The sequence below is a fragment of the Mesobacterium pallidum genome (assembly GCF_019966535.1).
GTDB classification, from domain to species: domain Bacteria; phylum Pseudomonadota; class Alphaproteobacteria; order Rhodobacterales; family Rhodobacteraceae; genus Mesobacterium; species Mesobacterium pallidum.
The window spans coordinates 14,820-37,074 of sequence record NZ_JAIMID010000035.1; the positions used below are offsets into that span (position 1 = coordinate 14,820).

Consider the following 22,255-nt stretch of genomic DNA (forward strand, 5'->3'; position numbering starts at 1 on the left):
CGACTTGATTTCAATGCTTTAACAGATCAGTTGATCATGCGCATCGCCGGGAGCGGCGCCCCAACCGGCCCCGAACAGCGCCGCGAAGTTGGCCTCCGGCCTCACTGCGACACCGTGGCCTGCCGCCGGATCGGGCGCGAAACGTTGCGATGGATGAACCTGAGCAGATTGTGGTGTGATCACGTTGTCCGGGTCGCCAAGCAGAGGCTCCAACATGTTGATGGCCCGCGCGAAGAGGACGTTCGCGACGGACACCTGCACCGCGGTCGTGGACGCCTTCTCCTCCATCGCCTTCAGCCGGACAGGATTCGCGTTCCGTTCCCGCCGCCTCGGCGCGCGGCTTGAGCGACGCATAGGGCGCGCCGCCCTCGATCGGCTGGCGGATGCGCTCCCGCCCTTCCTTCGTTCTCCGAAGGCTGGATCGGGCCTCTACTCCCGCCCTCAGGCCGTGGCAGCGCGGACGGGGTGGTCAGCGCAGGCCGACAAGGATCAGGGCCCCTCCGGCGCCGATCATCACCCAGGCGATCAGGCGATCAAGGGCGGGTCGGGGGCGTACCAGCTTTTCAAAGAGGACAAATCCCGCCAAAGCGGCGATCCAGGCGATGTTCATGACACCGCCCCAGAACAGCAAGAGCATGATTGCCCAGCAGCAACCCACGCAGTAGAGCCCATGGCTTAGTCCCATGTGCCAGGCACCGCCGGGGCCGGGACGCCAGCCTTGGGTCAGGACCTGCGCAGGGGATCGGCAGTATTTCAAACAGACCGACTTGGCGGGCGTGAGTTGATAGATGCCGGCCATGAGCAGCAGCACGCCGGAGAAGGAAACCGAGGTGCTGCGCATCCCTTCAAGCAGTCCCTGCCGCACCAGGATCCACTGGGCCAAGACAGCGAGCAGGCTGAATCCGCACCAGACAACCACATAGCCCGACGCCAGCAGAAGCGTCGACCCGTGCCGGCCGGACCGGCGGGCGAGGGCGGCATAGAGCAGGATCATCGGGGCGGCACTGGGGAGCATCATGGCAGCCATCATGACGCACCACATCAGGAACATGGTCGCCGCGAGGCCCGGCGTCCATGTCGCGGGTGACACCGGCATGGCCATGTCGGACATCGACGCCGGCATCTCCATGCCCGCGCCGATCCACAGGTAGCCCCAGCTCGCAAGGATGACGGCGGCCAGTGCGGCGCTCGCGACCAGTCTGTCGCGCGCAACCAGCCGTTCGATCGGCGTCAGGGCCTCGGTCATGTCAGGCAGCCGCCCTGATGTACCCGTGGTTGTTGAAGTGCAGCTCGTTGAACTGCGCGTAGGTGTCGGTGTTGTTGGGCAGGTCGATCAGCCCATGGGTCCGCGTCGTGGCGCTGCCCATCTCTGCGATCTCGTATCCGAACCCGCCGACCATATCGATTCGCACCCTATGCGGCTGGCCCGTGACGGGATTGATGATCGGGCCGGCGTCCAGATCGAGGACCCCGTCGATCCGCACTGCGCCGGTCCGGGCCTCGACATCGCAGGAATAGTCGAACTTCCTGAAAATGGTCTGCTCCTTGTGCGGCGACATCATCGAATAGACCCACCACATCGTGGCCATCTCATCGGTATCCTCACCCCGCATGATCCGTTCCAGAGCCTTGCGCTGGTCCGGGGATGCCGTCTCGTCGATGACGATCTGCATGCGGCCCTCGCCGAGATGGATCGCCCCGGGCCATTTGACGACGGCCGCGAAGTTCAGCCCGTCCAGCGAGACCTCTCCGTGGTGGCCCTTGTCGACATGAAAGCAGATCGCCGCCTCGCAGGTGCCGTTGGTGGGCAGCGCGTTGAACTGGCAGGGGCAGCCATAGGCGCAGTTGCAGTTGGTGAGTTCGGTTCCGTGGATTTCCCAGGGGGTCATCGGGTTTCTCCGGTCAAGGGGTGAAAGGGACGCAACAGGATCCTTCGCTTGTGAAATTCCGGGGTCTAAAGAAGGTCGGACAGCATGTGTGCGGCCCGGCGGGCGCCGTCGGCTTCGACCGGGCGCATGGCCCGAGTAGCGGCCAGTTCCTCGACCATCGCCTGTGCGATCCGCTCAGGGTCGCTCTGGTCGTAGATCATCCGCCGCCCGGCGTTGTAGCGATCAAGCCGCTGGGCCACATGGAAGTTCTGTTCGAAATGGTTCTTCAGCGGAAAGTAGAGAAAGGGCGTTCCCGCCGCCGTCAGTTCCATCGTGGTGGTCAGCCCGCCCTGCACCAGCGCCAGATCGCAGGCGGCCAGATGCCGGTCGAGGTCGGGGACGAAGGCGCGCGCCTCGACCCCTTTCGGAAGCACGAAGGCGCTCGGATCGAGGCGGGGTCCGGTGACCAGGATCATCCGAAGCTCGGGGATGCGCGCCCGGGCGATCGGATAGGCGTTCAGGATTCGTCGGATCAGGCTGGCCCCGACGCCCGAGCCGCCAACGGTCACGATACAGACCTTTTCGCCGTCGCGATAGCCAAATCGGTCGCGAAGCTCCGCGCGACTGCCGAAGGACACGGGATGCTGGCCGATGATGTACCCTGAGAAGTCGTAATGCGCGGGCACCCAGTCGCGCATCTGCGGCAGGTCCGGGCCAAAACTCATCGGAATGATGTCCTCTGGCCCGCCGACAAAGATGGCCCGGTCCCTGACATCGGGGTTGGCTTCGACATGGCCGATCATCTCGGCATTGTAATCGGCGGTCAGGAAGGCCTCACGCGCGCCATTCTCCGGGATGGGCACCCAGCCGACGAAGTCGGTGAACCAGGCGACCGGGGCGCGCTTCAGATCGGGATGTTCATGCCAGTAGTGATCGACGTCCCAGGCCTCGTCCGCGATGACGAGGTCGTAGTCGCCGTCTTCGACCGTTTCCTGGAACACCATGAAGTTCTTGATCAGGATCTCGTCCATGTCGCGGATAGCCTGGAAGGCGTTCAGGTCGTGTTCGCCGGATTCCGCCTCAATATGGGCGGATTCATTGGCCAGTCGCGCGCTGGCCGGATGCAGGATCTCGTCATTGGCCGACAGAAAGCGGGTCACCGGATCCTGCGCGAGCCAGTGCACCTCGAGATCGGGATGCAGGACGCGCAGCTCTCGCGTGACGGCGAGGTCACGGCGGGCGTGGCCCAGTCCGATCGGCGACGACAGGTAGAGCGCGCGTTTGGGGCGCTGGCTGCGCGTCCGCTTTGCCGGTGGGTTTGCGTCCGGTTGGCGGGCGAGGAAATCGCGCACCACCGTGTTGAACCGCGCCGGATACCGGGCGTTGGCACCGTGGCCGACACCGGCCCAGAGCTGGAATTCGCCCCCTGTGGCGCGCGCCGCGGCCTCGGACATCTGCCAGGGGGTCACCTCGTCGCTGTCGCCATGTATCCAGAGCGAGGGGCACCGGATGCCGCGATAGGCCTCTTCGGTCGCAGGATAGGGGCCCCGGTCTTCGGCCAGCGACATGCGCGCCAGAACCTCGCCGCTGCCGTCGGCCGCCCAGCCGAGCGCGTCCTCGATCTGCTTGGTGGAATGCGGCTCGCAGAACATCCGGCTGAAGAAGAACGCGCAGAAATCGGCGTAGTCGGTCTGCCAGTAGCTGGCATTGAACTTGTCCCAACCCTCCGGGGCCTCAGGCGTCGCGCGGATGACGTCGGCGCTCTTGTGGGGGTGCGGGGGCACGAAGGGCACGACGGCGCCGCAGCCGACCAGCGCCGTGACCCGCTCGGGCGCATGGGCTGCGATCAGGGCCGCGTAGAGACCGCCCAGCGACAGCCCGATCAGGCTGGCCTTGGCGGTGTCGGTCGCGTCGAGGATCGCCAGCGCATCGGCCACGGTCTGGGACGGCGCATAGGCGTCGGGATCCTCGGGACGGTCCGACAGGCCGTTGCCGCGCGGGTCGAACGAGATGACCCGGAAGTGGTCGGCGAAATAGGGGATCTGTGCCTTGTAGACGCGCGAATGGACAATCGGCCACGCGGGCAGGAACATCAGGGTTCGCGGACCCTCGCCGTGAATGGCGTAGTGCACCTTGACCCCGTCCCGCACAATCGTTCCGTCGCTGGTCGGGGTGGCGGCGCGCATGGCTCAATCCTTCGCTGAATTCGGGGGTTCGTGTTGTGCGATCAGGTCACCGATCCGCCGCAGGGCCCGACGCACGGGCAGGGCGTCGCTTTCCAGTCCCAGCAGCAGGTACGTCTCGGCGCCGATGAACGCGCTGCCGACGAGCGCCGCGACATCCTCGGGCGTGAAGGGACCAAGCCCGCCGATCCGGTCCGCGAAGTCCTTCGCGAGCGCGACATGAAGGTCCCGCAACTGGCCGAAAGACGCGCGCACCGCGTCACCCACGGCCGGATTGGACCATCCGACCGCGATCAGTTCCTGCAGCACCCTGACATAGCCGCTGTCGAGATCCTGATCGAGGAAGTCGCAGGACAGGGCCCATTTTTCTGACAGCGGGATCTCCGGATCCTCGAACACCGAAGTTTGTCGCAGGATCAGGCGTTCCGTCATGTCGGCGAACAGGGCCAGGATCATGCCGTCCTTCGAGCCGAAGTGATAGCGGATCTGGCTCATCTGCGTCTTCGCCGCCTCGGCGACGGCCCGAGTCGACAGGCCGGAAAAACCGTCTCTCATCAGCACATGACGTGCAGCGTCGATGATCGACTGTCGTGTGCTTGGGGTTTCGCGTGCTGAGAGGGCCATGTGGCATTTGTAATTCGTTCGAACGAATTAGTCAACATGTGGCCGGTTGTGATCAAGCAGGGATGACCACGGTGCGGCGCGTGACCGGCGGCCATACGATCATTCTGCACCAATGGGCTCAACGGAAACCGGCGCTCGAACGCACGAACATGCTTCTGGTCGCCGGGGAACAGCGCGTGCCGACCGCCTCGGACCGGCCGCCGCATTTCATGCTTCGGCACATGTGCGAGAGGGTCACTTTGGCCAGAGTCCAGGTAGCCCTTAGGCAGCGGCCCCTCCCGGCTCAATATAATAAGCACACATATCAGTATTGACTCCCAATGATATGTGTAGCTATTAATCCGTCCAGCAACGCAGCGGGAGGATGAGCAGATGCAATTCTACGGAACCGGCTTTCGCGGGGGCGACCCCGACATCAAGAACGCAGCCCCCGGGCGGCGCGACCGCGCGCCCCATGCGCCGCTGCCTGAAAAGGTCGACGTGCTGATCGCCGGCAGCGGGCCCGCTGGCCTTTGTCTTGCCGCGCAGCTGGCGCAGTTCCCGCAGATCGAGACCATTCTGGTCGAACCCAAGCCCGGCCCGATGGAGAAGGGCCAGGCCGACGGCGTGAACACCCGCACGATGGAGATGTTCCAGGCCTTCGGTTTCGGCGAGAAGGTCAAGCGCGAGAGCTACTGGGTCAACCAGACCACCTTCTGGCAGCCCGACCCCGCCAACCCCAAGGCGATCCGCCGCGTGGGCCGGGTGCAGGACGTGGCCGACGACAGCTCGGAAATGCCGCATACGCTGATCAACCAGGCGCGGATTCACGACCTCTTCATGGACGTGATGAAGAATTCGCCCTCGCGGCTGGAGCCGGACTATTCGTGGAAGGTCGTGGATGTCGAGATCGACCCGGCGACCGACGATCACCCCTGCACCGTGACGCTGGAGAACACCGGTGTGAATGCGGGGACCACCAAGGCCATCCGCGCCAATTACGTGGTCGGCTGCGACGGCGCGCGGTCCAACGTGCGCAAAGCCATCGGCGGCACGCTGCATGGCGACGCGGCGCACCAGGCCTGGGGCGTGATGGACATTCTCGCCAATACCGATTTCCCGGACGTGCGGCAGAAATGCCTGATCGCCTCGCAGAGCGAAGGCAACATCCTGATCCTCCCGCGCGAGGGCGGGTATCTCTTCCGCATGTACGTGGAGCTCGACAAGCTGAACCCGGACGAGCGGGTGTCGCAGCGCAACTTCTCCGCCGATGACATGATCGCCGCCGCCAACCGCATCATGGCGCCCTATACGATCGACGTGAAAGAGGTCGTCTGGTGGTCGATCTACGAGATCGGGCACCGCATGACCGACCGGTTCGACGATGTCCCGCAGGAGGAGGCCGGCAGCCGCAACCCGCGTGTCTTCACCGCCGGGGACGCCTGCCACACCCATAGCCCCAAGGCGGGGCAGGGAATGAACGTGTCGATGCAGGACACGTTCAACCTTGGCTGGAAGCTGATCCACGTGCTGACCGGCCGGGCCGATCCGTCGCTTCTGCAAAGCTACTCGGCCGAGCGCTGGCTCGAGGCCAAGCGGCTGGTCGAGACCGACCACAAATGGGCGCGGATCATGTCCGCCCCGCCGGGCGAATCCGAGCTGGACGGCCAGGGGATGCCCCGGATGCAGGCGCAGTTCATCGAGAACCTCGAGTTCACCGGCGGCCTCGCGGTGAAATACATGCCCTCGAAACTTGTCGGCGACGGCGCCCACCAGGCGCTTGCGACGGGGCAAGAGCTGGGCCGCCGGTTCCATTCCGCCCCCGTGGTGCGGCTGGCCGACGCGATGCAGATGCAGCTGGGCCACGTGGCCGAGGCGGACGCGCGCTGGCGGCTCTATGCCTTTGCCGGGGCCGGGGACACGGGCCAGCCGGATGGCGCCATTGCGCAGCTCTGCGACTGGCTGGCCAGTGACCCGGCCTCGCCCATCCTGCACCACACCCGGGCGGGCGAGGATATCGACGCGGTGATCGACCTGCGCGCGGTGTTCCAGCCGACCTTCGACCAGCTCGACTACGGCGCCATGCCCGCGCTGCTGAAGCCCAGGAAGGGCCCGCTGGACCTGCAGGACCACGAAAAGATCTTCTGCACCGATCACAAGGGCCTCGGCGACATCTACGACATGCGTGGGATCGACCGGGCGCAGGGCTGCGTGATCGTCGTCCGCCCCGACCAGTACATCGCCGAGGTGCTGCCGCTGGAGGCCCGCGCCGACCTCAGCGCGTTTTTCGACGGGGTCTTGCTGCCAGCGGCGTGATCAAATGCCGGGCCGGGTCGCCGCACGGCAAAGGCGTCCCGGACCGGCGATAAACCGTTGACCAAGTGCAAATTTGCGCACCCTATCAACCCATTGTTGATTTTTGGGAGCGCGACATGATCGTACAAGACTTTCTGACCGGTTACGCCGATTACACGGATGGCGTCACCATCACCCCGCTGCCACTGGGCGGCGGACCCGTGACCGGGACCTTTACCGCGGTGGACGAGGTGCAATTCTGGTCGATCAGCCTGGCGACGGCCTTGTTCTATGAATTCAGCATGAAAGCCCTGGCGGACGGCGCTGACGCGCAGATCCTGGGTCTTTACGATCCGGACAGCGGACAGCTGGTCCGGGCCGGGCAGGACGACATCGTGGGCAGCCTCGAGTCCCATCTGATTACCCGGGACGGCGAAGGCGACGATTTCGACGACGGCCGGTTGATCCTGGCGGTGACCGAAAAGACCGGGGCGGGCACCAGCTACGCGCTCGAGGCCGACGAGACCGCCATCTGGCGCCGCTACGGCACCGATGGCGACGACCTGCTCTACGCCACCTGGGGCCCGAACCTGGTCGAGGCCGGACCCGGCAACGATACCCTGGTCGGGTTCCAGTTCAACGACCGGCTCGTCGGCGGGCCGGGCAACGATTCCATGACCGGCGGAGTGGGCGGCGACGCGCTGTTCGGCGGATACGGGCGGGACACGCTGTACGGCCAGGACGGCCGGGACTACATCCTGGGCGGAGAGGGCGACGACGTGCTCGCCGGCGGTCTCGAGGCCGACACGCTCTACGGCGGGGCCGGGGGGGATTCCCTCTACGGCGACGCCGGCGATGACACGATCCGCGGCGGCGACGGGGGCGACAGGATCATCGCGGGCGACGGCAACGACCACGTCACCGGGGGGCTTGGTGCGGATTACGCGTACCTGGGCGTCGGCTCCGACATCTTCCGCGACAGCGCCGAGGCCGGCTTTGCGGGTCGCGACACGGTCTACGGCGAGAATGGCAACGACACCATCCACGGATCGCGCGGCTTTGACCATTTCGAAGGCGGCAACGGCAACGACGTCATCTACGGCGGCCGGGGCAACGACACGATCTTTGGCGGCGCCCATGACGACAGCATCTCGGGCAACAACGGCGACGATGTCGTCCGGGGCGGCACGGGCAGCGACTTTGCCGTGCTCGGCAGTGGCTATGACACCTGGTACGACGATGAGGACAGCGCAGGCCACGACTATGTGCGCGGCGGCGGCCATGCCGACACCATCGAATCGCAGGCCGGCAACGACACGATCTACGGCGGCCACGCGCCCGACACCTTCGTGATGCGGGCCGGCATCGGCCATGTGCAGATCCGGGACCTGACGGCGCTGGACACGCTGATCCTCGATGCCGCGCTCTGGGGCGGGGCGCTCGACCAGGCCCGGCTGGACGCCGTGGCGGACACCTCGGGCCCCGAGCTGGTGCTGGAGTTCGACGCCGACAGCTCGATCACGTTGCGGGGCTGGACCGACACCTCCGGGCTGCTGGGCCTGCTCGAGCTCGGTTGACCCAAGGCAAACCGTGGCCCATCGGCAGCACCCCCGGCGGGGAGGTGCCGGTGGGCCTTGCGCCTGTCAAGAATGCCAGTCCAGATGCACGGGACACATAGCTGGAGACGTTCCATGTCATTGATTTCGCGGCCCTTGTTCGCCACCTTGACCCTGTTGACCCTTGCCGCCTGCGGAAACGGAGACCGCGGTGTCGGTTTCGGTTCGATCGCGGCCAGCGGGTTCGCCGATGTCTCGGACATCTACAACGGCGAAGAAGTGCGCGATTCCAACCCCTTGGGCAACTACAGGGCCGCTGCAGGGAACGAACGGGACGTCGGCCTGAGAGCCTATTCCGAGATCAACCTGAACAGCGCCAGCTACGCGCCGCCGCCCGATACCGGCACCGTCAACCTGGCCGCCGATTACGAGGTCATCGGGATCACGGATCTCGACGGCAACTACAACCGGGTCGAGGGCTACCGCTTCCGCGACAGCGGCGCGATCACGCTGATCGCGGATTATGAAAATGGCCGGCTGCGGGGCACCTCGAACGACCAGCAGCTGCGGATCGAGGGCGATTTCACACGCTCGGGTCGACTGACGGGCGAGGTCGCCTTCAGCTCGGACGGCCCGGCGCCCGGCAACACCAACGGAGAGCTCAAGGGCCACGTGTCAAGCGGCGACGTGCTGGGCGCCTTCCACGGCGGCACCGAGAAGAAAGAGATCTACGCCGGCGGCATCGCCACCCGCTGACGGGTCGCGCCCCCGGACCGCGTGACAATCGCCGTCACGCGGTTGCCCCCCTGCACAGGCCTGGCGCTACGTCGATGCGGCCGATTTGGGGGATGGCCACCATAGGTGGCTGGACGAGGATCAGCGCGCATAGGGTGGCGACACGATCCGGTCGCTGGGCGAAGACGACCGCCTGACGGGGAGTGGATCAACCCGGTCAACCCGGGGCCGAAAGGCCCCGGATATCCCACCCTGCGGCCTCAGGTCAGGCCGCGCATTCCAGCAACAGCGTGCCGGCGGCGGTGTTCGAGATCGGGATGTGGTAATTGCGCGTGATCTCGGTCACGTCGTCGCCAAGCGCGCCGCGCATCATCATCCACATCAGGAACTCGGTGCCCTGCGCGCCGGCCTTCTCAACCAGCTCGAGCCGGCTGATCTTGGTCAGCTCCTCGGGGTTCGACACGATATTCTCGAGGCAGTACTGGTCGAACTCCTTGTTGATGAAGCCCGCCCGTTCGCCATCGAGCTGGTGCGACAGCCCGCCGGTGCCGAGGATGACGATCTTGGCGTCCTCGGGGAAGGACCGCAGTGCCTTGCCAAGCGCCTTGCCGAAATCCAGCGCCCGCGCCAGTGTCGGGATCGGATGCTGCACCGTGTTGGCGGAAATCGGCACGGCGCGCGGCATGTCGGGATTGTTCGGCGCGCCCGGCCAAAACAGCTGCATCGGCACGACAAAGCCATGGTCCACCGCCAGCTCCTGGCACGAGGTGATGTCGAAGTGATCGGCCACCATGCTCTCGATGATGTGCCAGCTCAGCTCGGGCGCGCCGGGGAAGGGCGGCAGCGACGGCAGGCCCCAGCCCTCGTCCTCGTTGCGGTATTCATGCGCCGCGCCGATGGCAAAGGTTGGCATCCGGTCAAGGAAGAAGCCCAGCCCGTGGTCGTTGTAGATGTTGATCACGTAATCGGGTTTATGTTCTTTGATCCAGGCATGGACCTTGGGATAGCCGTCGAAAAAGGGCTTCCAGTACGGATCGTCATAGAGTTCCTTCTGGATCGCGTTGCCGACCGCGGGGATATGCGACGTGGTGATGCCGCCGAGAATCTTTGCCATGAGATGTCCTCCTTACGCCTGGCTGTGCAGGAATTCCTGGAATTCCTCGGTGGTGCGGCCGGTCTGCAGCCCGCCCACGTCCTGCACGCTGAGACTGAAGATGCCGGCCAGCTTGGCCAGGTAGTAGATGTTGCCGCCCTGCTGGATCATGCCGAGGATGTCGCGGTCACGGACCGCCTGCTTCTGGCCCTCGTTCAGGCCATACTTGGCCATCCAGGCTTCCTCGTCGGCCTTGAAGCCGTCTCGGTTCTCGGCCTTGTTGAAGTCGTAGCACATCTTGTTCAGCGCATAGCCCTTCATGGCCATCTTGCCGTCAAAGACCGTCGTGCCGGGAATGTCGATGTGGTAGTGATGTCCGGGTACATCAGCCATGGGATTTCCTCCTGAAGTCTGGAGGATCTTGTCGCATGGCACCCCGGCTGCCGATCTTGACATGGATCAAGTGCGCGGGTGCGGGGACGCAGAACGAATAATTGCGGCATGAAACCAATGCGCCGCGTCAGATCCCCTGTTCGCGCCTCGCCTTGCGGGTCGCCGTCAGCTTCATCCCCGGCGCGGCCAGCTTTTCATGTGATCCGACCCAGGCATAGGCCAAGAGGCAGGGGTCGAACTCGCCCGTGGTGATCCGGTGCTCGTCGCCCGGCTTGTTCAGGATCAGCGAGCCGGGCGCATAGACCGCCGCGTCGTTCTCGGACCAGGCGCCGGCGACCGAGATGTAGCTTTCCTCGATCTCTTTGTGGGAATGCTGCGGGTAGGTCGTGTTCGGCGCGAACAGCACGAAGCCAAGGATCAGGTCGGCCGATTTCACCGGCCCCAACGGGCCGGCCACCTCGCAATAGGCGTATTTCTGGCCGAGTGCCTTGGGCACCTTCTCGTAGCCGTATTCCCAGGTCAGGTCGGCCCGCACCTCGCGCAGCGCCCGGGCCATGCCCTGCATCGCGCCCCGCTCGCCCATGTCAAGCGCGCGGGACATATGCGCCACGACCGGCTTGGACGCCGGGGCGCGCATCGCGATCGCCGGATCGCAGGCCAGCAGCCGCGACAGCGCATCACGCACCTTCTTGCGATGGGCGCGGATCAGCTTGCTGCCTCCGGGCGAGCCATGACGGTAGAGCGCCTCGAACTCGCGCAAAAGGTAAAGCCAGTTCGGCACGTCCCGCAGGCGGGGGGCGGCGATGTCGGTGTCTTCGGTCATGGGGTCGTCGCTTTTCACGAAGCTCCTGCGGTCGTTGGAGCCTAGTTTACCCGACAGCCAAACGCCCCGCCGATCAATCCCTTTCGCGATCCCCACGCCCGGAATTCGCGCCCGGGGCCGCGCGCATCGACGCAAGGAGCGTGCCGGAGCGGGACTGCGTGAAAGGCGGGGGGACGCGACCGGCATGTCGGGGGGATCGGACGGCGGCCGGTCTTGTCAGCCTCGCGACATGTCCGAAGTGCCCCGGACCACGGATGCATAGCTGGCCCAGCCGGTTCAAGCCCGCCGGGCCCGCCCTTGTCATTCGTTGATCGGCCGCGTTCAGCGCGCCCAGTACAGCCGCATCGGGTTGTCGACCAGCAGCTTCTGCTGCTGCTCGGCCGTGCGGGCGATGCGCGGGATGTAATCCACCAGCGCGCCATCGTCCGGCATATGCGATTTCATGTTCGGATGCGGCCAGTCGGTGCCCCAGAGCACGCGGTCCTCGAACCGGTCAACGATCGCCTGGTAGAAGGGCACGACGTCGTCATAGGGCGGGCCGGCCTTGGTCAGCCGCTCGGGGCAGGTCACCTTGGACCAGATGTTGTCGTTCCGCGCCATCAGGTCGATGAAACGCTGGAAGTCCGGGTGATCCACCCCCTTGGACACGTCCGGCCGGCCCATGTGATCGACCACCAGAACGGTCGGCAGGCTCTCGAGGAAGGGCACGAGGTCCTCGAGGTCCGACGCCTCGAAATAAACGACGATGTGCCAGTCGAGCTTGGCGATCTTCTCGGCGATGCCGATGAAGACCTCCTTGGGCGTGGCATCCACCAGGCGCTTGACGAAGTTGAAGCGGACGCCGCGCACACCGGCCGCGTCCATCTCGCGCAGCTCGTCCATCGTGATGTCGGGCCCGACGCTGGCAATGCCCCGCGCCTTGTCGCCCGCCGCGCGGCAGGCATCCACCATGGCGCGGTTGTCCTTGCCGTGGCAGGTCGCCTGCACGATCACGTTGCGCGCGAACCCCAGGTAATCGCGCAGCTCGAACAGCTTGTCCTTGCCGGCGTTGCAGGGCGTGTACTTGCGCTCGGGCGCAAAGGGGAACTCGGGGCTGGGCCCGAAGACATGGCAATGGGCATCCACCGCGCCCTTGGGCAGGACAAAGTCCGGCTTTTTCGGGCTGGGGTGGAATTCCAGCCAATCGGCGTCCATTACCTGCACTTCGGTCATGCGAATACCTCTCCGTCCATGAGTTTTCGGGCCGTCCGCAGGATCGCGGCCTCGGCCACCTGGCCATCGCCGTCCAGCGTGGCCACCACGGTCATCTCGCCCGTGGGATGTTCGATCGACAGGCTGCGCTCGCGCCCCTCGCCCCGTTCGGCGAGCGCGTAAGCAGGCGAGCCTTCGAGCAGGCAGGCGGTGGCGACGCTGACCGCGCCCAGCACGCCGATGGTCTTGTGGCAGCGATGCGGGATGAAGGTGCGCGTGCCAATCGCGCCACCGTCCCGGGGCGCGCTGACCATGGTCATCTTGGGCACCGATTTTTCCGAGACATCGCCAAGGTTCATCATCGGCCCGCAGGACAGCCGGATCGCCTCGAGCTTCTCGCGCAAGCCCGCGTTGCCCTCCAGCTCTTCCGGCGTCTCCTCGCCCGTGATCCCCATGTCCGACGCCCGCATGACCACGCAGGGCATGCCGTTGTCGATCATCGTGACCTCGACACCTTCGACCACGTCCACCGCATTGCCGGTCGGCAGCAGCGCGCCACAGCTCGACCCGGCCGTGTCCTTGAAGGCGATGGGCACCGGCGCCGACGTCCCCGGCACGCCGTCGATCTTCGACTCGCCCGCATAGCTGACCTTGCCGCCGGGTGTCTTCACCCGCGCAACGGCGACCTGCCCGGTGTTCTCCATGTAGATCGTCACCGGCGTCTCGCCGTCCTGCGCCGCGACCAGCCCCCGCTCGATGGCAAAGGGCCCGATCCCGGCCAGGATGTTCCCGCAATTCTGCGCATCCGTCACGATCGGCTTGTCCACGAAAACCTGCAGGAAGAGGTAATCGACATCGACCCCCTCCCTCTCGGACCGCTTCACCACCGCGACCTTCGAGGTCAGAGGGTCCGTCCCCCCCATCCCGTCGATCTGCCGCAGATCGGGCGACCCCATGATCCGCAAGAGAAAGGCATCGCGATCCGCAACCGCCCCCAGCTCATCGGCCAGGAAGTATCCACCCTTGGAGGTCCCCCCCCGCATCCACATGCACCGCACCGCCTCGGTCATCCGCGCTCCCTCTCGGACCGGCACACCCGATCCCTCTTCATCTTGCCATTAAACTCCGGGGGGCGCGGGGGGCTGGCCCCCCGCTTCGGTCGGATCGCCAAAAGCGATCCGAAACCGCTCAAGCCCCGCTCAGATATACTTCAGACCCTTCTCGGCCAGACGGGCCCGCATGTCGTAAATGTCCAAGCCCAGCTCGCCCTTGGCCAGCCGCTCGCGCTTGGCGACCTCGGCGGCCTCGCGCTTTTGCGCCTTGACCAGCACGTCTTCGGCCTCCTCGCGGCGCACGACGCAGACACCGTCGTCATCGGCCACGATCACGTCGCCCGGGTTCACCAGCTCGCCCGCGCAGACGAGGGGGATGTTCACCGACCCCACCGTCTCTTTGACCGTGCCGGCGGCAAAGATCGCCTTGGACCAGACCGGGAAGGCCATTTCCTCGAGGTCCATCACGTCGCGCACGCCGGCGTCGATGATCAGCCCCTTGACGCCCCGCGCCTGGGCCGAGGTCGCCAGCAGGTCGCCAAAATAGCCGTCCTCGCAGGGCGAGGTCGGCGCCAGCACCATGATGTCGCCGGACTGGCACTGCTCGATGCAGACATGGACCATCCAGTTGTCACCCGGAGGGGAAGAGATCGTCACGGCCGAGGCCGCCAGCCGGGTGCCGCGATAGATCGGACGCATGTAGCTGGCCAGCAGCCCCTTGCGGCCCTGCGCCTCGTGCACCGTGGCCACGCCACATTTGCCAAGCGCCTCGATCACCGACTTATCGGCCCGCTCGATGTTCTGTACGACGACTCCGCCCATTCTCTCTCCTTCCCGCGCGCTCAGGTCATGCGGCGCGCGATGTTGGTTTTCCAGACGAACTGATGCACCAGCACGGCCCCGACATGGAGCACGACCAGCGCCATCAGCAGCGCCTTGATGATTTCATGCGCCTCGGCCGCAGCGCCGACGCCGCCGAACCAGGCCACCGCCCCGCTGATCGGGAAGGCGAAAAGCAGCACGTAGATCGCGCCATGGGCCAGCCTGCCCAGCTTGCGGAACAGCTCCGGCTCTGCCTCGGGCTCGGCCGGCACGCCGTGCCGCGCGCGCAGCACCAGCCGCCAGATCGCCAGCAGCAGGACCGTCGCCCCGACGCCGATATGCAGGATCACGGTCAGCGGATAGCGTGCGATCCCGGTCTCAACCAGTTGGTCATAGGGGCGGCCCATGCCTTCCAGCAGGGTGTACTGCAACGCGATCAGCACCACGACGGCCCAGTGCAGGGCCTTTTGCGTGGTGCTGAAGCTGTCGGGGGTGGGACGTGCGGCGCTCATCTGGATCTCCGTTTGTCAGATGCCTTCGATCACCATACGCGCGTCCCGCCGTTTTCCGGCGCTTTATTCCAGCTCGTCCACCGTGCGCGGGAAGATGGTCTGGAACCCTTCGGCATATTTCGCCGCGCGGCCCCCGGCCATCCCGCCCGAATTGCGGCGGAAGTGGTTGGCACGGTTCTCGGCCACGTTCTTGTAGAAGGTCCACAGGTGCTCCTGCCCCTGCATGCACTGGATCGCGGCCCATTTCTTGTCCCAGACCGGCGTGATGTCGAGGAAGGTCGAGGGCTTCCATTCCATCTGCTCGCTCTGGTGCGGCTCGAAGAGGTAGAGCTGCGGCGCGCCCAGAACCTTCTGGCCGGGGTTGTGGCCCCAGGCCTGCGCGACCATCCGGCATTCCAGAGCGAATTGCGTCGTGTTCATGTGGTCCGTGTTGTACGGATCCCACTTGGAATGCGACATCATCCACTTGGGCTGCACTTCGCGGATCACGTCGACCATGCGATCGCGCGTCTCGGCACCCAGGTCGAGCGGGTAGTCGCCCACGTCGAAGAAGCGGATGTCATTGACACCCAGCGCGGCGGCGGCGTTCTCGGCCTCCTTCCGGCGCTCGGCCTTGACGGTCTCGAGGGTCATGCCCTCCTGCTTCCACAGTTTGGCGCTTTCGCCGCGCTCGCCGTAGCTGAGGCAGACCACCGTCACCTCGTAGCCCAGCTCCTGGTGCAGGGCGATCGCGCCGCCCCCGCGCCAGACGAAGTCGGCCGAGTGGGCGGAAATGACAAGGGCGGTTTTCTTGCCGGACATGTGGGGTGTCTCCTCGCATTGCCGGGGCGCGTGGGCCCCGCTGTTCCCTCGGGACGCATCGGTCCCGGTCGCGCGGACCATAGACCTGCCCGACCCTGATTGCCTATTTCGAATGACTTCCCTAGGATAAGTTTTCTCTATACCGGTTAGGAAATGACGGCCGACTTCCCGAACCTGCGCCACATGCGCGTTTTCCTCGAGGCGACCCGCGCCGGGTCGGTCAGCGAGGCGGCGGCGCGTTGCAACCTCAGCCAGCCGGCCGCGACGCAGGCCATCGCCAAGCTCGAGGACACGCTGGGCGCCCCGCTGCTGCTGCGCCGCACGCGCGAATTGACGGCCACGGCCGAGGGGCAGGTGTTCGCCGCGCGTGTCGCCACCGCGCTCGACCGGCTCGCCAGCGCCAGCCGCGCGGCGCGGCGGCTGGGGGGCGGATCGCGCGGTGCCTTCGACACGCAGGTCACGGCGGCACAGCTGCGCGCGCTGGTGGCCATCGCCGAGACCGGCAGCTTTACCGTGGCCGCCCGGGCGCTCGACCTCAGCCAGCCTACCGTGCACCGCACCGCCCGCAACCTCGAGGCCATCGCGGGCGTGCCGCTCTTTACGGCCACGGCCGCAGGGGTCGGGCTGACGGCCGCGGCGCAGGTGTTCGTGCAGGGGGTCAAGCTGGCCCAGGCCGAGATCCGGCAGGGCCTGGCCGAGCTGACGCAGTTGCGCGGGCAGGAAAGCGCCAGCTTCGTCATCGGCTCGCTTCCCCTGGCCCGCACGCGGATCGTGCCGGATGCCGTGCACCGCATGGTGACGGACGCGCCCGGCATGCAGATCCGCGTGGTCGAGGGGCGGTATTCCGAACTGCTCCGCTCGCTGCGCGAAGGCGATCTTGACTGCATGATCGGCGCGCTGCGCAACCCGGTGCCGGCCGATGACGTGGTGCAGGAAAAGCTGTTCGACGACCCGCTGTGCATCGTCGCGCATCCCAGCCACCCGCTGGCGCAGCGCTGTCATGTCACGGTCGAGGACACGCTCGCCTACCCCTGGGTTGCCCCGCCCAAGGAGACGCCGGCGGGCCAGTATCTCTACGAGACCCTGCGCATCCAGGACCGGCCCGAAACGCCGGTGCGCGTCGTCGCCTCGTCCCTCGTGTTCCTGCGCGGGCTGCTTGCGCACGGCGATTGCGTGTCGATCATCTCGCGCCACCAGATCAGCGTCGAAGAGGCCGATGGCCACCTCGTCCCGCTTCCCATCCCGCTCGAGAACAACGCCCGCGCCATCGGGCTCACCTTCCGCCGCGACTGGCGACCCACGGAAAGCCAGGCGCGATTCATTGAGTTTCTGCGCATGCAAACCGGGACGGCGGACGGGGCAAGCGCTGCCGCCGAAGACCGACAATAGAAATTTTCAATAAGTATCCTTGGAAATGAATTGGGCGTGCCAGCCCCCCGGTGCTAGGTTTTGCCCCGAACGCGGAGGACCCACCCACAATGCACGGCAACATGGCGCATATCGCCTGGCTTGGCTTTGGTGAGGCCGCGCAGGCCTTTCTGACCGGCCTGCGCGGCGACCAGCCCGTGGATGCGCGCGCCTTCGACCTCAAGACCCTGGGCGACCAGGCTGCCGCCAAGCGGGCCGAGTACGACGCGCTCGAGGTCTCCGAAGCGGCCACGGCCCCTGCCCTTGCCGGCGCGCCGATCATCTTTTCGCTGGTGACCGCCGACCAGGCCGCACCGGCGGCGCTGTCGCTGGCCCGCACGGACCTAGCTGGCGCGCTATTCCTCGATGCCAATTCCTGCGCGCCGCAGACCAAGCAGGCGAACGCGCAGGTGATCGAGGGCGCGGGCGGGCGCTATGTCGACATGGCCGTGATGCAGCCCGTGCACCCTGCCCTGCACCGCACCGCCTGCCAGCTCTCGGGCCCTCACGCGGCCGAGGCGGTCGAAACGCTCACCGCCCTTGGCATGAACGTGACCGAGGCGGCGGGCCCCGTCGGCACCGCGTCCATGCGCAAGATGGTACGCAGCGTGATGATCAAGGGGATCGAGGCGCTGACGCTTGAATGCATGCTCGCCGCCCGCCGCGCCGGGGTCGAGGACAACGTGCTGCAATCGCTCGGCGTCACCTACCCGGGCATCGACTGGCCGGCCAAAACGGCCTACAATATCGAACGGACCACCACCCACGGCATCCGCCGCGCCGCCGAGATGCGCGAGGTCGCCAAGACCGTGGAGGGGCTGGGCCTGCCGCCGCATATGTCCCGCGCCATCGCCGACTGGCAACAGGCCATGGGCGACCTGCACCTTGCCCCCGGCCCCGACGACACCGCCGCCCGCGCCGACGCGATCCTCGCCGCGCTGGGACTGGCCGACCAGACAACCGACTAGAAACCAGGGAACGCACCATGAAAAAGGACTACGAGGACATCCCCGGCACCTTCGTCTTTGACGCAGACCGCAGCCGTGAAGGATATCACCTGAACCAGTTCTGCATCTCTCTGCGCCTGCAGAAGAACCGGGACGCCTTCAAGGCGGACGAGGAAGCCTATCTCGACGCCTACCCGATGACCCCCGAGCAGCGCGAAGCGGTGCTCAAGCGCGAGTGGAACCGCCTGCTCGAGCTGGGCGGGAACATCTACTACACCTCCAAGCTGGCCGCTTTCGACGGGATCAACTTCCAGAACCTCGCCGGGTTGATGACCGGCATGGGGGTCGAGAAGTATCGCGACATGATGCTGCACGGGGGCCGCCCGATCGAGGGCAACCGCTACAAGAGCGAATGGGAAGGAAAAGACTAATGGCACGTATCACTGCCGGCGTGGGTGTGTCCCACGTCCCCGCCATCGGTGTCGCCATGGACACCGGGATCACCGAACAAGACTATTGGAAGCCCGTCTTCAAGGGGTTCGAATTCAGCCGCGAATGGATGAAAGAGAACAAGCCCGACGTGATCTTCCTGGTCTACAACGACCATTGCACCGCGTTTGATGCGTCCTGCATCCCGACCTTCGCGCTGGGGGCCGCCGCGACCTTTACCCCCGCCGACGAAGGCTTCGGGCCCCGCCCGGTGCCGATCGTCAAGAATCACCAGAAGCTGGCAAGCCACATCGCGCAGTCGCTGATCCTCGACGAATTCGACCTGACCATCATGAACGAGATGGAGGTCGACCACGGCCTGACCGTCCCGCTGTCGGTGATGTTCGGCGAGGTGCCGCAGGATGGCGAATGGCCCTGCCTCGTGATCCCGCTGGCCGTGAACGTGGTGCAGTACCCGGCCCCCACCGGCAACCGCTGCTTCAACCTCGGCAAGGCCGTGCGCCGCGCCATCGAAAGCTACGAGGAAGACCTGAACGTCATGGTCTTCGGCACCGGCGGCATGAGCCACCAGCTGCAGTACAAGCGCGCGGGCCTCATCAATGCCGAGTTCGACACCATGTTCCTCGACATGCTGACCGAGGACCCGGTCAAGCTGGCCCAGATGCCCCACGTCGACTACCTGCGCGAGGCGGGCTCGGAAGGCGTCGAGATGGTGATGTGGCACGTCATGCGCGGCGCGCTCGATGACGATGTCGAGGAAGTGCACCGCCACTACCACGTGCCCGCGTCGAACACCGCCGTGGGTCACATCATCCTCGAGAACAAGTCGTACCAGGAAAGCCGCGCCGCCATGGCGGCCGAGTAAACCGGACAGAAGGAAGACAACATGCGTATTTGTGTTGCCGGCGCCTACGGCGCCTTTGGCATCAAGCACCTCGATGCCCTGGCAGCCATCGAAGAGGTCACCGTAACCTCGGTCATGGGCCCGACCCGGGAAAAGATCGACAAGCTTGCGCAAGACCGCGGGATCGGCCATGCCGCGACATCGCTCGACGAATGTCTCGCGCGCGATGACGTCGACGCGGTGATCCTGGCCACGCCGACCCAGTTGCACGCCGAGCAGGCCATCGCCTGCATGAGGGCCGGCAAGCCGGTGCTGATCGAGATCCCGATGGCCGACTCGCTGGAGGATTCCGAGGCGATCTGCAAGGTGCAGACCGAAACCGGCGTGCTGGCCATGGCCGGCCAGGTGCGCCGCTTCAACCCCAGCCACCAGTGGATCCACAACAGGATCAAGTCCGGTGAGCTGACCCTGCAGCAGATGGACGTGCAGACGTATTTCTTCCGCCGCACGAACACCAACGCCAAGGGCGAAGCGCGCAGCTGGACCGATCACCTGCTGTGGCACCATGCCTGCCACACGGTCGACCTGTTCCAGTACCAGACCGGCGGCGAAGTCGTTCAGGCCTTTGGCCTCGAAGGGCCGCACCACCCGGAACTGGGCATCGCCATGGACATGTCCATCGGGATGAAGGCCGCCAATGGCGCGATCTGCACCCTGTCGCTGTCGTTCAACAACGACGGCCCGTTCGGCACCTTCTTCCGCTACATCTGCGACAACGGCACCTACATCGCCCGTTACGATGACCTGGTGGACGGCCGCGAGACCCCGATCGACCTCAGCGATGTCGCTGTGTCGGGCAACGGGATCGAGCTGATCGACCGCGAGTTCATCGCCGCCATCCGCGAGGGCCGCGAGCCCAACGGATCGGTCCACGACGTGCTGAGCGCGATGAAGACGCTGGACAAGATCGAAAAGTCGTTCTGATCCCTGCTGGGATCAGCGCTGGCGCGGCCCGAGGGGACCCTCGGGCCGTTCTCATGTCAGAACCTCGCTCAGCGCCGCTCTGTACTCCATCAGTCTCGCATGCATCCAGGCCATGCACTCCGGCCAGGTGTCGCGGGCCTCGTGCCCCATGTCGATGTCTCGCCCCAGGATATGTCCGCCCCGTCCAGACGGCCCGAACCCCGCGCCAAGCCGGGCCTCCAGGGCAGCCTTGTGCGGCTCAAGGACCGCGACCACCGGACCGACCTGCTCGCCCCAAGCGCTTCGGATGAAGACACCGGATCGCTCCTTGCCCAGGTAGACCGACACCTCGATCCCGGGGGTATCATGCGCAGTGAGATAATTGTTCGGGTAGCGCCACCGGCGCAACCCGGCCTGCTCCAATTCCGGGTACCGATCAAGGAACGCATTCCAGAATTCTTGCTTGATGTCGTAGTATCTGCTCCCCTCGGGCGCCACCACATGCTTGATCTCGCGCGCCCAATCGTCCGGTTCCTCGACGATTTCGAAGACCGGGGCAAAGGGGCTGTCCCCGATCCGCACGACCCGGAGCCGTACGGCAAAGAAGGCAAAGTTGTCAGCCGTATGCGCATTGAGCCAACGGATCGCCGATCTGTGCGCATCGCGAAACCTTGGCGCGATCCAGATGACTGTCTGCGCATCGAGCCCAGCCAGGTAGGTCAGGATCTGCCCGAGGTGGGAATGGTCGGTTTGCTCGAGCTGGTTCTCGATCAGCACGGTCGAACCATCCTGCATGTTGCGCGCCAGAATGTCGGCGGCAAAGGTCTGCACGGCGACCTCTGTCCCTGTCAGCTCAAGCGGCACGCCGATCACCTTTGACAGCTGGTCGATGTTCTCGGCCAGCCATGGGGTGAAATCCCGCGCCTCGTTCGTCCAGGCATCGCGGGGTTGCAGGTCTTCCAAGGTTCCAAAAGCAACCGTGCTCATTCACGCGCCTCCTTGCGTCGATCCGCGCACCCTCGCATCGTTTCCTGAATGCAGGCCAGCCCTTTCTCTATTGCGAACCATGCGCCCCTGCCCTATCAGGCGCCACAAGGTGCCGGGCACCTGCCGCCTGCAGGCCTCGGCCACGGTGAAGCCCGGATCGGACGACATCTCACCTTTGCAGCATTTCGCAGGTGGGTAACGCAGGCCCCCATCCGTTCCGGAATGCGTCCCAAAGGACCGAGCCATGTCACCCGATACCGCCCCCCGACCGGAGGGCCCTCAATGACCCTCACCGTTGATGCCGCCAAGGCGCAGGCCAAGGCCCTGCGCAGCGCGTTGGCCGCGCAAGGCACCCAGGTCAGCCATTCCCAGGCGCTGGAGCTTGTCGCCCGGCAGCAGGGCGCGCGCGACTGGAACACGCTGGCCGCGCGGCTGGGCCAGCGCAACGCCCCGCCCGAGCTGGCGCTGGGAAGCCGCGTGCGCGGCACCTACCTGGGCCAGGCCTTTGCCGGAGAGATCGTCGGCATCTCCGGCCCCGAGGGCGCCCGCCAGGTCGACATCAAGCTGGACGCGCCCGTGGACACGGTGACTTTCGACAGCTTTTCCAACTGGCGCCACCGCATCCGCGGCACGGTCGATGCGCAGGGCGTGTCGCCGCGCAAGACCTCGAACGGGCAACCGCAGCTGGTGATGCGGGTGGAGTGATTGCCCGTCCGGGCCGCGCATGTGC

23 protein-coding genes are annotated in these 22,255 nt (G+C 65.9%); 9 read left to right on the forward strand and 14 right to left on the reverse strand.

Annotated elements, in window-relative coordinates; genetic code table 11:
* Nucleotides 1-18 precede the first annotated feature (18 nt).
* From MF270_RS26815 to MF270_RS26835, 5 genes are all read right to left on the reverse strand, one after another.
* A complete protein-coding gene (locus tag MF270_RS26815) occupies nucleotides 19-288 on the reverse strand; it encodes a hypothetical protein (RefSeq protein WP_238368695.1) in 270 nt (89 codons plus the stop codon).
* A 181-nt stretch (nucleotides 289-469) separates the two neighbouring features.
* A complete protein-coding gene (locus MF270_RS26820) occupies nucleotides 470-1,246 on the reverse strand; it encodes a DUF2182 domain-containing protein (protein WP_238368696.1) in 777 nt (258 codons plus the stop codon).
* A 1-nt stretch (nucleotide 1,247) separates the two neighbouring features.
* Nucleotides 1,248-1,889, reverse strand: coding sequence for a DUF1326 domain-containing protein (locus MF270_RS26825; protein WP_238368697.1), 642 nt, complete (start codon nucleotides 1,887-1,889; stop codon nucleotides 1,248-1,250).
* Between the two features lie 65 nt (nucleotides 1,890-1,954).
* Complete coding sequence (locus MF270_RS26830; protein WP_238368698.1) at nucleotides 1,955-4,054, reverse strand: alpha/beta hydrolase; 2,100 nt, start codon at nucleotides 4,052-4,054, stop codon at nucleotides 1,955-1,957.
* A 3-nt stretch (nucleotides 4,055-4,057) separates the two neighbouring features.
* The gene (locus MF270_RS26835; protein WP_238368699.1) at nucleotides 4,058-4,675 is read right to left on the reverse strand and encodes a TetR/AcrR family transcriptional regulator; all 618 of its coding nucleotides are present in this window, start codon (nucleotides 4,673-4,675) and stop codon (nucleotides 4,058-4,060) included.
* 372 nt (nucleotides 4,676-5,047) lie between these two features.
* Here MF270_RS26835 and MF270_RS26840 point away from each other — a divergent pair, with 372 nt between their 5' ends.
* The 3 genes from MF270_RS26840 (at nucleotide 5,048) to MF270_RS26850 (ending at nucleotide 9,261) form a co-directional block, all read left to right on the forward strand.
* The gene (locus MF270_RS26840; protein ID WP_238368700.1) at nucleotides 5,048-6,970 is read left to right on the forward strand and encodes an FAD-dependent monooxygenase; all 1,923 of its coding nucleotides are present in this window, start codon (nucleotides 5,048-5,050) and stop codon (nucleotides 6,968-6,970) included.
* Between the two features lie 116 nt (nucleotides 6,971-7,086).
* Nucleotides 7,087-8,526, forward strand: a complete 1,440-nt coding sequence (locus tag MF270_RS26845) for a calcium-binding protein (protein ID WP_238368701.1) — start codon at nucleotides 7,087-7,089, stop codon at nucleotides 8,524-8,526.
* 114 nt (nucleotides 8,527-8,640) lie between these two features.
* The gene (locus MF270_RS26850) at nucleotides 8,641-9,261 is read left to right on the forward strand and encodes a hypothetical protein (RefSeq protein ID WP_238368702.1); all 621 of its coding nucleotides are present in this window, start codon (nucleotides 8,641-8,643) and stop codon (nucleotides 9,259-9,261) included.
* A 244-nt stretch (nucleotides 9,262-9,505) separates the two neighbouring features.
* On the opposite strand, the gene MF270_RS26855 is transcribed toward MF270_RS26850, so the two are convergent.
* The 8 genes from MF270_RS26855 to MF270_RS26890 all read right to left on the reverse strand — a co-directional run bounded on the left by MF270_RS26855 (nucleotide 9,506) and on the right by MF270_RS26890 (nucleotide 15,927).
* A complete protein-coding gene (locus MF270_RS26855) occupies nucleotides 9,506-10,354 on the reverse strand; it encodes a class III extradiol dioxygenase family protein (RefSeq protein ID WP_238368703.1) in 849 nt (282 codons plus the stop codon).
* Between the two features lie 12 nt (nucleotides 10,355-10,366).
* Nucleotides 10,367-10,726, reverse strand: a complete 360-nt coding sequence (locus MF270_RS26860) for a protocatechuate 4,5-dioxygenase subunit alpha (RefSeq protein ID WP_238368704.1) — start codon at nucleotides 10,724-10,726, stop codon at nucleotides 10,367-10,369.
* A 127-nt stretch (nucleotides 10,727-10,853) separates the two neighbouring features.
* On the reverse strand, nucleotides 10,854-11,549 hold the full coding sequence (locus tag MF270_RS26865; RefSeq protein ID WP_238368705.1) for a dimethylsulfonioproprionate lyase family protein: 696 nt from the start codon (nucleotides 11,547-11,549) through the stop codon (nucleotides 10,854-10,856).
* Between the two features lie 321 nt (nucleotides 11,550-11,870).
* Complete coding sequence (locus MF270_RS26870; protein ID WP_238368706.1) at nucleotides 11,871-12,761, reverse strand: amidohydrolase family protein; 891 nt, start codon at nucleotides 12,759-12,761, stop codon at nucleotides 11,871-11,873.
* Nucleotides 12,758-13,810, reverse strand: coding sequence for a 4-oxalomesaconate tautomerase (locus tag MF270_RS26875; protein WP_238368707.1), 1,053 nt, complete (start codon nucleotides 13,808-13,810; stop codon nucleotides 12,758-12,760). The genes MF270_RS26870 and MF270_RS26875 overlap by 4 nt, the downstream gene beginning before the upstream one ends.
* A 129-nt stretch (nucleotides 13,811-13,939) precedes the next feature.
* On the reverse strand, nucleotides 13,940-14,614 hold the full coding sequence (locus MF270_RS26880) for a 4-carboxy-4-hydroxy-2-oxoadipate aldolase/oxaloacetate decarboxylase (protein ID WP_238368708.1): 675 nt from the start codon (nucleotides 14,612-14,614) through the stop codon (nucleotides 13,940-13,942).
* A gap of 20 nt (nucleotides 14,615-14,634) precedes the next feature.
* Nucleotides 14,635-15,126, reverse strand: coding sequence for a cytochrome b (locus MF270_RS26885; protein ID WP_238368709.1), 492 nt, complete (start codon nucleotides 15,124-15,126; stop codon nucleotides 14,635-14,637).
* Nucleotides 15,127-15,189: 63 nt separating this feature from the next.
* Nucleotides 15,190-15,927 carry a PIG-L deacetylase family protein gene (locus MF270_RS26890; protein WP_238368710.1) on the reverse strand — a complete coding sequence of 246 codons (738 nt, stop codon included), beginning with the start codon at nucleotides 15,925-15,927 and terminating at the stop codon, nucleotides 15,190-15,192.
* Between the two features lie 153 nt (nucleotides 15,928-16,080).
* On the opposite strand from MF270_RS26890, the gene MF270_RS26895 reads away from it, so the two are divergent.
* From MF270_RS26895 to MF270_RS26915, 5 genes are all read left to right on the forward strand, one after another.
* Complete coding sequence (locus tag MF270_RS26895; protein ID WP_238368711.1) at nucleotides 16,081-17,316, forward strand: LysR family transcriptional regulator; 1,236 nt, start codon at nucleotides 16,081-16,083, stop codon at nucleotides 17,314-17,316.
* A gap of 89 nt (nucleotides 17,317-17,405) precedes the next feature.
* On the forward strand, nucleotides 17,406-18,302 hold the full coding sequence (locus tag MF270_RS26900) for a DUF1932 domain-containing protein (RefSeq protein ID WP_238368712.1): 897 nt from the start codon (nucleotides 17,406-17,408) through the stop codon (nucleotides 18,300-18,302).
* A gap of 17 nt (nucleotides 18,303-18,319) precedes the next feature.
* Nucleotides 18,320-18,712, forward strand: coding sequence for a protocatechuate 4,5-dioxygenase subunit alpha (ligA, locus tag MF270_RS26905; RefSeq protein ID WP_238368713.1), 393 nt, complete (start codon nucleotides 18,320-18,322; stop codon nucleotides 18,710-18,712).
* Nucleotides 18,712-19,596, forward strand: coding sequence for a class III extradiol dioxygenase subunit beta (locus MF270_RS26910; RefSeq protein WP_238368714.1), 885 nt, complete (start codon nucleotides 18,712-18,714; stop codon nucleotides 19,594-19,596). The genes ligA and MF270_RS26910 overlap by 1 nt, the downstream gene beginning before the upstream one ends.
* A 21-nt stretch (nucleotides 19,597-19,617) precedes the next feature.
* Entirely contained in the window at nucleotides 19,618-20,559 is a 942-nt protein-coding gene (locus MF270_RS26915) for a Gfo/Idh/MocA family oxidoreductase (protein ID WP_238368715.1), read from the forward strand.
* Between the two features lie 51 nt (nucleotides 20,560-20,610).
* On the opposite strand, the gene MF270_RS26920 is transcribed toward MF270_RS26915, so the two are convergent.
* Nucleotides 20,611-21,525 (reverse strand): DUF4268 domain-containing protein, encoded by a 915-nt coding sequence (locus MF270_RS26920; RefSeq protein ID WP_238368716.1) that lies wholly within the window; start codon nucleotides 21,523-21,525, stop codon nucleotides 20,611-20,613.
* Nucleotides 21,526-21,807: 282 nt separating this feature from the next.
* Here MF270_RS26920 and MF270_RS26925 point away from each other — a divergent pair, with 282 nt between their 5' ends.
* Nucleotides 21,808-22,230 (forward strand): glyoxalase superfamily protein, encoded by a 423-nt coding sequence (locus tag MF270_RS26925; RefSeq protein ID WP_238368717.1) that lies wholly within the window; start codon nucleotides 21,808-21,810, stop codon nucleotides 22,228-22,230.
* The last annotated feature ends 25 nt before the right edge of the window (nucleotides 22,231-22,255 follow it).